Consider the following 14,126-nt stretch of genomic DNA (forward strand, 5'->3'; position numbering starts at 1 on the left):
TCTCCCGCTTGCGGGAGAGGGCGGGGGTGAGGGCCAGCGGCCGTGTCAGGACAACCCCATCTCCTGGATCGCCCGCACCAGCGCGGGAAACTCCACCGGCTTGCGGAAGTGGGCCCGGAATCCGGCCTCCAGCGCCTGACGCCGATCAGTCTCGCGGGCGAAGGCGGTGAGCGCGATCGCGGGCACCTCTCCGCCCTGTCCCGCCGGCAGCGCGCGCACATGCGCCAGCAGCTCGAATCCGGTCATCTCCGGCATGCCGAGATCGGAGATCAGCAGATTGACATCCGAGCCCGGCAGCAGGCCGAGCGCCTCGGCCCCGCTCGCCGCCGCGACGACCTGCGCGCCTTGCAGGCTGAGCGCCCGCGCCACCATCTCACGGACCGACTCGTCGTCGTCGACGACCAGGATGCGCGCGCCCTTGAGCGACACGCGATCGACCGGCCCGACTCCCGCTCGCGCTGCCGTCCCCGCATCGGTCCCGGCATCCAGGACCGCGCCATCGACCGCCCGCGCGCCCATCACCGGCAGCGTCACCGTGAAGCGCGAGCCTTGCCCTTCCCCGGCGCTTTCCGCGCGCACCGCGCCGCCATGGAGCTCGACCAGGTTGCGCACGATCGACAACCCCAGTCCCAGCCCGCCGTGCCGCCGCGTCATCGAGCCGTCGGCCTGCCGGAAGCGCTCGAACACATACGGCAGGAAGGCCGTCGGAATGCCGATGCCCGTGTCCTCGACGACCAGATCCGTCGCCGTCGGCCCGCCGCGCAGCAGCACGCGCACCTCGCCGCCGCGCGGCGTGAACTTGACGGCGTTGGCGATGAGATTGGCCACCACCTGCTGCAACCGCGCGGCGTCGCCCATCACCGTCGCGCCGGGATCCGCCGACACCTCGACGCCCAGGCGCACGCCGGCGCGTTCCGCCGCCGGCGCCAGCAGCTCCACCGCCGCCAGCGTGAAGCCCGCGGCAGAGACCGGCGCGAGCTCCAGGCTCAGCTTGCCGGTCGTGATGCGGCTCATGTCGAGCAGGTCCTCGATCAGCTGCGCCTGCGCCTTGGCGCTGCGCTCGATCACGTCGATGCCCTTCTTCAGGTCGGGCGGCTCGTCGCCGAACTTGCGCCGCAGGATGTGGACCCAGCCGGTGATCGCGCTCAGCGGCGTGCGCAGCTCGTGCGACAGGGTCGCCAGGAATTCGTCCTTGACCAGTCCGGCCTGCTCGGCGGCCAGCCGCGCGGTGCGCTCGCTCTCCAGCAGCCGCGTGCGCTCGACCATCGCCTCGCGTGACGCCGCGTACAGCCGCGCGTTGTCGATCGCGATCGCGGCTTGGCTCGCGATGCCCTCGGCCAGCCGCTCGCTGCGCTCGGTGAAGACGGCGACGTCCTCGTGGCCGAAGAACAGCCCGCCCAGCACCTCGCCCGAGCGGCTGATCACCGGCACCGCCAGGTAGCTGCGCACCGGCAGGTGGCCGGGCGGCTTGCCGTGATGCGGCCCCCACTGCCCGTAGCGCGGATCGGCCATCACGTCGTCCAGCCGGATCGTGGGTTCCCCGCGGAAGGTCGGCCCGAACAGGGCGGTCGGCCGCGGATGACCGAGCTTGTCGAAGTGCTTGCGGTCCGCGCCGGAGAGCGCGTACAGCAGATAGGCCTCGCCCTGCTCGTCGAGGCCGTTGTAGAAGAACGCGCCGAAACGCGCGCCGGTGAGTTCGGTCGCCGCGTCGGTGACGCGCTGGACCAGCGCGCCGATGTCGAGCTCCGCCGCCAGCGCCGCGCCCGTGCGGTTGAGCGTCTCCAGCGTGCGCGCCTCCTCGCGCAGCGCGGCTTCCGCGCGGGTGCGCTCCAGCGCCTCCCAGCAGCGCGCGACGACGACCTTCACCAGCGCGATCTCCTCGTCGGTCCAGTGGCGCGGCTCGCGCTGGTGCACCGCCATCGCGGCCACGAAGCGCCCGTCCTTGTGCAGCGGCACGCAGATCACCGACTGGATGCTGGTGCGCGCATAGGCCGTGCGGTCCGACCCCGCGGTGACCGGATCGCGGTCCACGTCGTGGTTCACGAACGCCTGCTCGGCGCGCATCAGGCGCAGCACCTCCTGGCCGAAGTCGCCGAAGCGGTAGGTGCCGACGATGCTGGCCACGCCGTCGTTGTAGTCGCCGATGACGTCGAAGGTGTCCTCGTCGGCGCGCACCGTCGCGTAGGCGCAGCGGTTGACGCCGAGATGGCGTCCCAGCCGCTGCGCCGTCACGCGCATCACGTCGGCCGGATCGGTCAGCGCGCGCGTGGCCTGCGCCAGGCCGTCCAGGAAGGCCAGCCGGCGCGACAGCAGCACCTTCTCGGTGGTCTCGGCGAAGGTCACCAGCACGCCGGCCGCGCGACCCCGGTCGTCGCGCACGGCGCTGTACGAGAAGTTGAAGTAGACGTCTTCCAGGTAGCCGAAGCGGTCGATGGTCAGCTTGAAGTCGTCGAAGCCGACCGGCGCGCCGGCCAGGACCTGCTGCCACATCGGCCCGATCGTCAGCCAGATCTCGGCCCAGGTGTCCGGCGCCTGGCCGCCGAGCGCGGCGTCCGCCTTCGCGCCCAGGATGGGCCGGTAGGCGTCGTTGAAGATCTGCACGAAGTCCCCGCCCCAGGCGAGGTACATCGGCAGCTGGCACTCCAGCATCGTGGCGACCACGGCGCGCAGCGAAGCGGGCCAGCGCTCGATGGCGCCCAGCGACGTGGTCTCCCACGCGAAGCCCCGCACGCGGGCGGCCATGTCGCCGCGAATGTGGGCCATCGCGAGGATGGCGGATGAATCGTCCATGGCACTCCAACGGTCAACCGCCGACGCGGGCGCGCAGGCGCCCGGACCGGTTGCAACGCGGGAGTGTAGGCCGCGGCGTCCCGTCGTGAGGCCGGGACCATCCCGCGAATGGAGGCGGCGGCGTCCTGTCGTGGCCGGAGGTCGAACGAGGTCGAACGGGCGAGGTCGGATCGACAGGTCAGTCCCGCACGTTCGGCGTCTTGAAGCCACCGCCCACTTGCGCGGCCTGCGCCTTGGCCTCGTCGAACTCCCAGTGCCAGGGCTCCCTGCTCACCGTGCGCACGAAGCCGAACGAGGTCGCGTGGCGCTTGAGCCACTCGTAGGTCGGGTTGCCGTCGCCGCCGGCGACGGAGAGGTCGAACGCGATGCCGTTCTGGTGCTTGGAGAAACCGGGCTTGGCCGCGGTGTTGAAACCCGGCAGGCCGCGCACGAAGCCGTCGTGCAGCAGCTTCTGTTCCGGGTAGGAACGGAAGCCGCTGTTGAGCGTGATCCGCACGCCGTCGTCCTTCGCAGCCGCCACCAGCGCCGCGAACGGCGCGATGGTCTTCATCGCCAGGCGCTCGATCTCCAGGTTCGAATCCACGATCGCGACGAGATCGAGCTGCTCGAGGAACTGCCCGTTGTCCCAGGCGGCGTTCGGTCCGAAACGCGTCGCGCCGGGCTCCGGCGGCACCAGGCCGATGGTCTCGTTCATGAAGCTGCCGGCGAGGTTGCGCGTTGAGGTCCATCCCAGCACGTCCCCGCCGTCGGCCGCGGCGGCGCGACCGAAGACGATGCGCTTCTTGCTGCCGGCCTCTTCGAGCCGGACATCGAGGATCCGCACCGACGTGCCTTTGGCGATCTTCTTGAAGCCGCTGCCCGGGATGGCGACGAAGGCCATCAGGTCGTCGTCGCTGCGGATGCGCGCGTCGGGATCGTCGACGACGAAGGTCCTGTCGCGGAAGCTTTCTTCAAGGCTCACGGCGGGCTCCAGGAGTGGAGCCCTCAGCGTAAGCCTGAGGCTCCGCCGGGCGCCTCATCAAAAGGGATGACAAAAAGGGATGAGATGGGCGGGCGCGAGCCGGCCTCAGCAGCTCACGGCCAGCCTCAGCGGCTCACGCTTACCGCATCGGCCTAGCGTGCGACCACCCCACCGGAGAGCGTGATCGCCAAGGCGATCACCAGTGCGAGCTCGTCGCCGCCGAAGAAGTCCTTGTCGAAGGCTTCGGAGTCCAGGATGCCGACCACCCGCCGGTCGGCGTCCAGCAGCGGCAGGCAGGCCTCGGCCTTCACCTTCGGATCGCAGGTGTAGTAGCCGCCGCCCTCGGCCACGAAGGCCGCCACGTCGTTGATCAGCCGCGCGCGGCCGCTCAGGCCCACGGCGCTGTTGTTGCTGCCTGCGGCGAAGGCCTCGGTCAACGGGAACTCGGCCCGGCTTTCGGCGCCGAAGTAGGCCAGCTTCACCAGCACCGACTCGTCGGCGGACTTGCGCCGCGCCTGGTAGACGCCGAACCAGTGGCTGCGGCTGTGCTCGCGGTAGTAGCGCGTGACGAGGGTGGCCTCGGCCAGCAGGCGCTGGTTGTCCGGGCCCTGCCCGCCCAGGATGGCGGAGAGCTCATAAGGCAGTTCGGCCAGTTGCCCGAACAGGGAGCACGCGCCGCCTTCGCCGAGTTCGGGCACGCGGAAGCTCCAGGCGACCGGCGTGGTATCCAACGCCTCGGGCGTCAGCAACGCCTGCAGCGCTGCCTGGTGCTTGCGCACAGCCTCGGCGAACGAAGGGAAGGCCGCTGCATCGGCGAGGTCGCCGCGCAGGCCGGTCGAGTCCAGGTACAGGTCGAGATTCATGGATCAGGGAAAGGAAACGGGAGGACGCCAGCGCGGTCGCCGATGGGGGAGCCCTCAGGCGGTCGTCTGGAGATCGAGTTCCCAAGTTTCGCCGACAAGGTCCAACCCGAATCCCCGGAAGGGCTCTGTGCCGACGAGCCGGTACCCCGCCTTGCGGTAGATGTGCTTGGCGGCGTCGAGCTGGCTGTTGGTCCACAGCCGCACGCGCCGGTAGCCCGCTTCGCGCGCGAAGCGGTGGCATTCGGCGACGAGCCGGTCGCCCAGTCCGAGCCCGCGCGCGGCCGGCTCGACGAGCAGCAGCCGCAACTGCGCGACGCCGTCGACGATCGCGTCCGTCGCCTCGTCGCGCGCCTGCACCAGCGCCACGCTGCCGATGTTCACGCCGTCGCGTTCGGCGATCCAGCAGGCCTCGCGGCGCGCGTCGAAACGCTCGATGAAGTCGGCGGCGATGCGCGCCACCAGCGCCTCGAAGCGCTGGTCGAACTGGTACTCGCGCGCATACAGCGCGCCGTGCCGCGACACGATCCAGCCGAGATCGCCGGGCCGGTGCGAGCGCAGGATGAAGCTCTGCTTCGCGGGCTTGTCGTCGGGCGCCTCCAGCAGCCCCTGCACGCGGCGGAAGGCCTGCAGCAGCTCGGTCTGCTGCGCCTCGCCGAGCTGGTCGAGCAGCTCGCCCACCTGCTCCTGCGAGCGCCGCTCCAGCGGTTTGAAGGCCTTGCGGCCGGCAGGACTCAGCTGCAGCAGCGACTGGCGCGCGTCGACCGCGCTGCGCGTGGCGCGCACGAGGTCGCGTTCCTTCAGGTCGCGCAGCAGGCGGCTCAGGTAGCCGCCGTCGAGGTCGAGCAGCCGGCCCAGGTCGGTCGCCGTGAGGCCCTCCCCGTTCTCGAGATGGGCGAGCTCGAACAGGATGCGCCCCTCGGTCAGGCTGAACGGGGAATCGAGCAGGCCTTCATTGAGCACGCCGATGCGGCGTGTGTAGAAACGGTTGAAGCGGCGGACGGCTTCGATACGGTCGGGATCGGACATGGCCGAATCGTCCGACAATTGATTGCTTTTGGCAAGCAATTGATTGCCAAGTTGACCCTCGCATCGATCTCCACATCGATCACCGACCTTCACTACCTCCAAGGAGGAGGGCCGATCGGATCAGGAGCGGCCCTCCTCATGGCGGCGCCGCCACACTCGCCGCTTCGTCAATGCTTCTGTGTGCGATCCCTGTACGTCACGCGCGCGGGACGGATCGCCGGCGCGCTGCCCGCGGCCGAGAAATTGCCCGGTCTTGCCGCCAGCAATACCGCCAGCAGGTCGGTCACGTTCAGCGGCTTGTAGAGCAACCGGTTGAAGCCGGCGGCGCCCGCCGACTCGTCGGTGATCTCCGGACCGCCGCCGGTCAGGCACACGTACATGGTGTGGCGGCCCGCCTCGGCGTCGATGAGCTTGGCCTCGGACACGACCTCCAGGCCGTTCATGTCGGGCATGTCGAAGTCGACGAAGACCAGCTCGGGCTTGAACAGCTTGAGCAGCCGCAGCCCGACCCGGCCGCTGTAGGCGACCGAGGTCGCGCAGCCGTAGCAGCGGAACAACTCGCTGAGGCTGCGCGCGCCCTCCGGATCGTCGTCGATCACGAGGACCCGCAGCGCGTGCGGCGATGCCTGCGCCGCGAGCGGCGGCGTGTGAGCCGATGTGTCGGACATCGAAGTCTTCTCCCTGAATGCAACACGACGCAACAGCGGTCCGCGCGTGACCAAGCGCGGGCGGCAACCGCCGTCCGTCCACACCCCATCTCGGCAAGCTGCGTGCCCGGCTCCGCCCTCCTAAACCCAGGCCCCGCCAGCGTTGTCGTACGGCTAAAGTCCCTCGGTTGAGCCGCGATCAGACGGCCGTCGGGAGTCCTGAATGAGCGTCTTGGAAGAAGGGGTGGCCGTGGTCCCGGCCGATCACCTGAATGCGATGCTGATGGCGCTGCACGCGCTGCGCCGCGGCGACCCGGACGTGCGGCTGCCCTTCCACTGGACCGGGGTGGCCGGCAAGCTCGCCGACGCGTTCAACGAGGTGGTCGAGCAGAACGCCTCCATGGCCGCGGAGCTGTCCCGGCTGCGCCAGGTCGTTGGCCGCGAGGGGCGCCTCAAGCAGCGCGCCACCCTGCCCGAACTGCGCGGCTTCTGGGGCCAGCAGATCGACTGCATCAACGCGCTGATCGACGACCTCGTCCATCCCACCAGCGAAGCCGCCCGCGTCATCGGCGCGGTCGCCGAGGGCGACCTCACCAAGTCCATGGCGCTGGAGGTCGAGAGCCGCCCGCTGCAGGGCGAGTTCCTCCACACCGCCAAGACCATCAACCGGATGGTGGAGCAGCTCGGCGACTTCTCCGCCGAAGTGACCCGCGTCGCGCGCGAGGTCGGCACCGAAGGCAAGCTCGGCGGCCAGGCCGAGGTCAAGGGCGTCGCCGGCACCTGGAAGGACCTGACCGACTCCGTCAACTCCATGGCCGGCAACCTGACCGACCAGGTCCGCAACATCGCCGACGTCACCACCGCTGTCGCGCAAGGCGACCTCTCCAAGAAGATCGAGGTCGACGTCAAGGGCGAGTTCCTGACGCTGAAGAACACCATCAACACGATGGTGGACCAGCTGCGATCCTTCGCCTCGGAAGTGACCCGCGTCGCGCGCGAGGTCGGCACCGAAGGCTCGCTGGGCGGACAGGCCCGCGTGGAAGGCGTGTCGGGCACCTGGAAGGACCTGACCGACTCGGTGAACTCCATGGCGGGCAACCTGACCTCGCAGGTGCGCAACATCGCCGACGTGACCAAGGCCGTGGCCGCGGGCGACCTGTCCAAGAAGATCACCGTCGACGTGAAGGGCGAGATCCTGGAGCTCAAGAACACCGTCAACACGATGGTGGACCAGCTGCGCTCCTTCGCCGCGGAAGTGACCCGCGTGGCGCGCGAGGTGGGCACCGAAGGCAAGCTCGGCGGCCAGGCCGACGTGCAGGGCGTGGCCGGCACGTGGAAGGACCTGACCGAGTCGGTGAACTTCATGGCCGGCAACCTGACCTCGCAGGTGCGCAACATCGCGGAAGTGACCACCGCGGTGGCCGCGGGCGACCTCTCCAAGAAGATCACCGTCGACGTGAAGGGCGAGATCCTGGAGCTCAAGAACACCGTCAACACGATGGTGGACCAGCTGCGCTCCTTCGCCGCGGAAGTGACCCGCGTGGCGCGCGAGGTGGGCACCGAAGGCAAGCTCGGCGGCCAGGCCGACGTGCAGGGCGTGGCCGGGACGTGGAAGGACCTGACCGACTCGGTCAACTCGATGGCGTCCAACCTGACCTCGCAGGTGCGCAACATCGCCGACGTGACCAAGGCCGTGGCCGCGGGCGACCTGTCCAAGAAGATCACCGTCGACGTGCTCGGCGAGATCCTGGAACTCAAGACCACCATCAACACGATGGTGGACCAGCTCTCCTCCTTCGCCGCGGAAGTGACCCGCGTCGCGCGCGAGGTCGGCACCGAAGGCCGCCTGGGCGGCCAGGCCACGGTGCGCGGCGTGTCGGGAACCTGGAAGGACCTGACCGACAACGTGAACTTCATGGCCGGCAACCTGACCGGCCAGGTGCGCGGCATCGCCAAGGTGGTGACCGCGGTGGCCAACGGCGACCTCGCGCAGAAGCTGACCGTGGAGGCCAAGGGCGAGATCGCCGCGCTGGCCGACACCATCAACTCGATGACGGACACGCTGGCGATCTTCGCCGACCAGGTGACCACCGTCGCCCGCGAGGTGGGCGTGGAAGGCAAGCTCGGCGGCCAGGCCAAGGTGCCGGGCGCGTCCGGCACCTGGAAGGGCCTGACGGAGAACGTCAACGAACTCGCCGCCAACCTCACCACGCAGGTGCGCGCGATCGCGGAGGTCGCCACCGCCGTGACGCAGGGCGACCTGACGCGCTCGATCACCGTCGAGACCCAGGGCGAGGTCGCGTCCCTCAAGGACACGATCAACGAGATGATCCGCAACCTGAAGGACACGACGCAGAAGAACACCGAGCAGGACTGGCTCAAGACCAACCTCGCGAAGTTCACGCGAATGCTGCAGGGCCAGAAGGATCTCGTCACCGTCGGGCAGCTGATCCTGAGCGAACTCGCGCCGGTGGTCGGCGTGCAGCAGGCCGAGTTCTTCGTGCTCAACATGCGCGGCGAGATGCCCCGCCTGAAGCTGATCGCCAGCTACGCCTCCGGCGGCCTGGCCACGCACGGCAAGGAACTGGCGCTGGGCCAGGGCCTGGTCGGCCAGTGCGCGCTGGACCAGGAGAAGATCCTGCTGGCCAACGTGCCGGGCACGGCCTTCCGCATCGCCTCGGGCCTGAGTGAAACCGCCGCGATGGAAGTGCTGGTGCTGCCGGTCGTCTTCGAAGGCCGCGTGCGCGGCGTGCTGGAGCTGGCCTCGCTGGAGCGCTTCAGTTCCACCCACCAGGCCTTCCTCGACCAGCTGACCGAATCCATCGGCATCGTGATCAACACCATCGAGGCCAGCACGCGCACGGAAGACCTGCTGATCCAGTCGCAGTCGCTGGCCGAAGAACTGCAGCGCCGGCAGCAGGAACTGCAGCAGACCAACGGCGAGCTGCAGGAGAAGGCGCAGCTGCTGGCCCACCAGAACCAGGAAGTCGAGCGCAAGAACACCGAGGTCGAGCAGGCCCGCCAGGCGCTGGAGGAAAAGGCCGAGCAGCTGGCGCTGACCTCGAAGTACAAGTCCGAGTTCCTCGCCAACATGTCGCACGAGCTGCGCACGCCGCTGAACTCGCTGCTGATCCTGTCGGACCAGCTCTGCAAGAACAGCGAGGGGAACCTCACGCTCAAGCAGGTCGAGTTCTCCAAGACCATCCACGCGTCCGGCAACGACCTGCTGATGCTGATCAACGACATCCTGGACCTGTCCAAGATCGAGTCGGGCACGGTGGCCGTCGACGTCAGCGAGCTGCGCCTGGACGAGCTGCAGCGCTCGGTGGAACGCAGCTTCCGCCACTTCGCGGATTCGAAGCACGTGGGCTTCGCCGTCGAGATGGATCAGCCCCTGCCCAAGTCGCTGGTCACCGACGTCAAGCGGCTGCAGCAGATCATCAAGAACCTGCTGTCCAACGCCTTCAAGTTCACGCATCAGGGCCAGGTCACCTTCAGCGTCAGCGCGGCGGCCGAGGGCTGGTCCGTCGACAACGAGGCGCTCAACCACGCCGGCCAGGTGATCGCCTTCGCGGTCGCGGACACCGGCATCGGCATCTCCGCCGACAAGCAGCAGATCATCTTCGAGGCCTTCCAGCAGGCCGACGGCTCGACCTCGCGCAAGTACGGCGGCACCGGCCTGGGCCTGGCCATCAGCCGCGAACTCGCGCGGCTGCTGGGCGGCGAGATCCGCCTCGTCAGCGCCCCGGGCCGCGGCTCGACCTTCACGCTCTACCTGCCGCAGCACTACGCGCCGGCGCGCAATGCGCGGCCGCGTCATGCACCGGGTACGCCGGGGACGTCCGGCACGCCGGCCAAGTCAGGAAGTGGGAACGCCTCCGCGCCGACCGGCGATGAGCGCGACGACCTGCCCACCCACTCCCCGGCCGCGATCACCGCCGCCGAGCTCGCCGAGGCCGCCGTGCAGCGCGCGGCCGCGCGGCGGGCGCCGGCCGCGCGGACGGGCGACGGCAAGGATCAGGGGAACGGCAAGGGCGATGTGGGCGGCGACAGCGGCATGACCCCGCTGGACGCGCACCGCGTCCAGATGGACACGCCGCCCGACAGCATCGTGTTCGCCAACGTCGCCAAGGACGACCGCGACGACATCGGCAGCGGCGACCGCGTGCTGCTGATCGTCGAGAACGACCTGGCCTTCGCCGGCGTGCTGCTCGAAGCGGCGCGCCAGGGCGGCATGAAGGGCCTGGTGGCGACGACCGGCGCGGGCGCGCTCGCGATGGCGCAGGAGTTCCGGCCCAGCCTGATCACGCTGGACATCTTCCTGCCCGACATGCAGGGTTGGCGCGTGCTGGACCGGCTCAAGTCGGACCCGGACATGCGCCACCTGCCGGTGTGCGTCGTCTCCACCGACGACGCCCGCGAACGCGCGCTGCAGGCCGGCGCGCTCGGCTTCCTGGCCAAGCCGCTGCAGTCGCGCGACGACGTCGAGGTCGCGCTGCGCGACCTGCAGCGTTATCTGGATCGTCCGCGACGACGCCTGGCGGTCGCGATGCCCGAAGGCCCGGAGCGGCTCGCGCTGCTGACGCCGCTGGCCGGCGACGTCGAGACGGTGTTCGTCGATACCGCGGCGCAGGCCCGCGAGGTGCTGCCCGGCGTGGATGCGCTGCTGGTCGACGCGGTCGCGAGCGCCTTCGGTCCGCAGGACGTGCTGGATGCGCTCGAACAGCGGCCCGGCACGCTGCCGCTGCCGGTGGTCGCGCTGAACGCCGCTGCCGCCACGGGTGCCGCAGGGTCGACCGGAACGACCGAGTCCTCCGAGGACCTCGCCGCCGCGCGCCGCTGGACGCGGCCGCACGGGCTGCCGGTGCGCACCGCCACCGGGACCGACGCCGCGCTCGCGGCGATGGCGCTGGCCCTGCACCGCGCCCCGGCCGACATGGGCGACGGCGAGCGCCAGGCGCTGCACGACGCGCAGGAGGTCAGCTGTCCGCTGGTGGGCAAGAAGGCGCTGATCGTCGACGACGACATGCGCAACATCTTCGCGCTGGCCACGGTGCTGGACTCGCACGGGATGGTCATCGTCTCGGCCGACAACGGCCGCGAGGCGATCCGGCTGGTGCAGGAGGATCCGTCGATCGACATCGTCCTGATGGACATCATGATGCCGGAGATGGACGGTCTGGAGACCATGCAGCAGATCCGCCGCCTGCCGCGCGGACGCGAGCTGCCGATGGTCGCCGTCACCGCCAAGGCGATGAAGGGCGACCGGCAGAAGTGCATCGAGGCCGGCGCCTGGGACTACCTGTCCAAGCCCGTGGACCCCGCCAACATGCTGACCGTGCTGCGGGGCTGGCTATGCCGCTGAGCGCCCTCTTCGACGGCTACGCCACGCCCGACGCGGCGGAGCGCGCCAGCATCCTCATCGTCGACGACCTGCCGGAGAAGCTGCTCGTCTTCGAGACCATCCTGGCCGACCTCGACCAGCACCTGGTGATCGCGCGCTCCGGCAGCGAGGCGCTGCGCGAGGTGCTGCGCCAGCAGTTCGCGGTGATCCTGATGGACGTGAACATGCCGGGCATCGACGGCCTGGAGACGGCCCGGCTGATCCGCGGCTACCGGCGTTCGGCGCACACGCCCATCATCTTCGTCACCGCCTATGCGGACGAGCTGCAGACGGCGCAGGGCTACTCGCTGGGCGCGGTCGACTACATCCTCTCGCCGGTGATCCCCGACGTGCTGCGCAGCAAGGTGCGCGTCTTCGTCGACCTGTTCATCATGCAGCAGCGGCTGCGGCAGCAGGCGCTGGAGCGCATCGCGATCGCGCGCGCCGAGGCCGCCCAGCGCGCCGCCGAGGAGAACACGCGGCGCTCGATCTTCCTGGCGCAGGCGGGCCGGGAACTGGCCGACTCGCTGGACGCGGACGTCGCGATGCGGCGGCTGCTCTCGCTGCTGGTGCCCAACTTCGCGCCGCGCGCGCTGCTGTGGCTGCGCGACGCGGGCCACGGGCACGAGCGCGTGCTGCGCTGCGACGCGCCCGTCGCCGCCGGCGAACCCGCGCTGTTCATCGAGGGCCGCGAGCAGATGCTGTCCGAGGTGCTCTACAACGCCACGCGCAGCGCGCTGGAACAGATGGTGCCGGCGCTGCTGCCGGGCGGGGCATCGACGACGCACGCCCTGCCGACGCACCCGTTGTCGACGCACCCGCTGCCGACCTTCGCGCCGTCCGGCCTGTCCGACGACGAGCCGGCCCCGCGCGCGCTGCTGCATCGCGACACCGCCGCCGGCGCGGTGTTGCCGCTGGTCGCCGGCGAACGCACGCTGGGCGGCCTGCTGCTGGTCGAGCCGCACCAGCCGCCCGACTGGCCGACGCTGGAAGAGCTGGCGGGCCGCGCCGCGATCGCCTTCGAGAACGCGCGGCTGTACGGCGCGCTGCAGGCGGAGATCGTCGAACGCCGTCAGGCGGAGGCCGAGCTGCTGGAAGCGAGCCGCCGCAAGGACGAGTTCCTCGCGATGCTGTCGCACGAGCTGCGCAATCCGCTGGCGCCTATCCGCAACGCGATCGAGGTGATGCGGACCTTGTCCGACGCGCCCGTCGACGGCGGCGACGACAGCCCCGGCAGCGGCCACGGCAACGGCAACGGCATCGATGCGCAGGACCGCGCCCGACGCCTGGGCGAGGCGGTCGCGGTGACGGATCGCCAGGCCCGGCACCTGACGCGGCTGGTCGACGAGCTCCTGGACGTGGCGCGCATCAGCCAGGGCAAGATCGTGCTGAAGAGCGAGACGCTCGATCTGCGCGACATCGTGCGCCACGGGCTGGAACCGGTGCAGTCGCTGATCGAGGCGCAAGGCCAGCAGCTGCATCTCCAGCTTCCCGACCGACCCGCGCGCGTGCGCGGCGATGCGGCCCGACTGATCCAGGTCGTCACCAACCTGCTGCACAACGCGAGCAAGTACACCGCCGCCGGCGGCCTCATCGAGTTGACGCTGGCCCGCAAGGCGGCGGTCGACGCCGGTCCGGGCGCCGGCGACGACTTCAGCCCCACCCCCGAAGGCACCTTCGTCCTGACCGTTCGCGACAACGGACGCGGGATCGCCGCGTCGCTGCTGCCGCACGTGTTCGACCTGTTCGAGCAGGGCCCTCGCGGACTGGACCGCAACCAGGGCGGCCTGGGTGTCGGACTGACGCTGGTGCAGCGGCTGGTGCAGTTGCATCACGGTCAGGTGGAGGCGCGCAGCGAAGGTCCCGGTCACGGCTCCACCTTCGAAGTGCGACTGCCGGTTGCCGTGGAGGAAACGCCGATGACGAGCCTCGCCCCCGTGACACCGCCCGCCTCCGCGGACCGCGGCGCCCCCTCCCGCGCCGAGCCGCCCGCCGGCAGGGAGCAGGGAGAAGAGACGCGCGACAACGACGGTCCGTGCCGGGTGATGGTCGTCGACGACAACCGCGATGCCGCCGATTCGATGGCGGTGTTCCTGGAGCTCGCGGGCTTCGAGACCACGGTGCAGCTCGACGGCCCCTGCGCGCTGGACGCGTCGGCCGCGTGGGCGCCGCACGTGGTGCTGCTCGACATCGGCCTGCCCGGGCTGGACGGCTACGAGGTCGCGCGCCGCCTGCGCACCGCGCCCGGCGGCGCGGACACGCTGCTGATCGCGCTGACCGGCTACGGTCAGCAGGACGACAGACGCCGGGCGCACGAGGCGGGCTTCGACGTCCACCTCGTCAAGCCGGCGGATCCGGATGCGGTGGTCGAACTGATCCAGGAGTGGCGGCAGCGCGACGGCACGCCGCGGCATGCGGCGGCAACGACGCGCTGAACGGGAAGTGCCGCAGCGGCA

General features: G+C 70.3%; 7 protein-coding genes. 2 read left to right on the plus strand and 5 right to left on the minus strand.

What is annotated here, in order from left to right; translation table 11 throughout:
* Positions 1-45: 45 nt before the first annotated feature.
* The 5 genes from ACQZ13_RS18560 to ACQZ13_RS18580 form a co-directional block, all read right to left on the minus strand.
* Positions 46-2,790 (minus strand): GAF domain-containing protein, encoded by a 2,745-nt coding sequence (locus ACQZ13_RS18560; protein ID WP_431046952.1) that lies wholly within the window; start codon positions 2,788-2,790, stop codon positions 46-48.
* A 178-nt stretch (positions 2,791-2,968) separates the two neighbouring features.
* Entirely contained in the window at positions 2,969-3,751 is a 783-nt protein-coding gene (locus ACQZ13_RS18565; protein WP_431046954.1) for a M15 family metallopeptidase, read from the minus strand.
* Between the two features lie 152 nt (positions 3,752-3,903).
* On the minus strand, positions 3,904-4,614 hold the full coding sequence (locus ACQZ13_RS18570) for a GAF domain-containing protein (protein ID WP_431046956.1): 711 nt from the start codon (positions 4,612-4,614) through the stop codon (positions 3,904-3,906).
* A 54-nt stretch (positions 4,615-4,668) separates the two neighbouring features.
* Positions 4,669-5,640 carry a bifunctional helix-turn-helix transcriptional regulator/GNAT family N-acetyltransferase gene (locus ACQZ13_RS18575; protein WP_431046958.1) on the minus strand — a complete coding sequence of 324 codons (972 nt, stop codon included), beginning with the start codon at positions 5,638-5,640 and terminating at the stop codon, positions 4,669-4,671.
* A gap of 167 nt (positions 5,641-5,807) precedes the next feature.
* Entirely contained in the window at positions 5,808-6,308 is a 501-nt protein-coding gene (locus tag ACQZ13_RS18580) for a response regulator (protein ID WP_431046960.1), read from the minus strand.
* Positions 6,309-6,510: 202 nt separating this feature from the next.
* Between ACQZ13_RS18580 and ACQZ13_RS18585 the strand changes: the two genes are divergently transcribed.
* Together ACQZ13_RS18585 and ACQZ13_RS18590 are read left to right on the plus strand one after the other, a co-directional pair.
* Positions 6,511-11,652, plus strand: coding sequence for a HAMP domain-containing protein (locus ACQZ13_RS18585; protein ID WP_431046962.1), 5,142 nt, complete (start codon positions 6,511-6,513; stop codon positions 11,650-11,652).
* Entirely contained in the window at positions 11,643-14,105 is a 2,463-nt protein-coding gene (locus ACQZ13_RS18590) for a response regulator (protein ID WP_431046964.1), read from the plus strand. Before ACQZ13_RS18585 ends, ACQZ13_RS18590 begins: the two co-directional genes overlap by 10 nt.
* Positions 14,106-14,126 lie beyond the last annotated feature (21 nt).

This window comes from Roseateles sp. L2-2 (assembly GCF_050613215.1).
Lineage (GTDB): Bacteria > Pseudomonadota > Gammaproteobacteria > Burkholderiales > Burkholderiaceae_C > Roseateles > Roseateles noduli.

What these genes read in the sequence shown, in the direction of transcription:
- ACQZ13_RS18580 (WP_431046960.1), bottom strand. Translation starts at nt 6,308, where the DNA reads ATGTCCGACACATCGGCTCACACGCCGCCGCTCGCGGCGCAGGCATCG.
- ACQZ13_RS18575 (WP_431046958.1), bottom strand. Translation starts at nt 5,640, where the DNA reads ATGTCCGATCCCGACCGTATCGAAGCCGTCCGCCGCTTCAACCGTTTC.
- ACQZ13_RS18585 (WP_431046962.1), top strand. Translation starts at nt 6,511, where the DNA reads ATGAGCGTCTTGGAAGAAGGGGTGGCCGTGGTCCCGGCCGATCACCTG.
- ACQZ13_RS18560 (WP_431046952.1), bottom strand. Translation starts at nt 2,790, where the DNA reads ATGGACGATTCATCCGCCATCCTCGCGATGGCCCACATTCGCGGCGAC.
- ACQZ13_RS18570 (WP_431046956.1), bottom strand. Translation starts at nt 4,614, where the DNA reads ATGAATCTCGACCTGTACCTGGACTCGACCGGCCTGCGCGGCGACCTC.
- ACQZ13_RS18590 (WP_431046964.1), top strand. Translation starts at nt 11,643, where the DNA reads ATGCCGCTGAGCGCCCTCTTCGACGGCTACGCCACGCCCGACGCGGCG.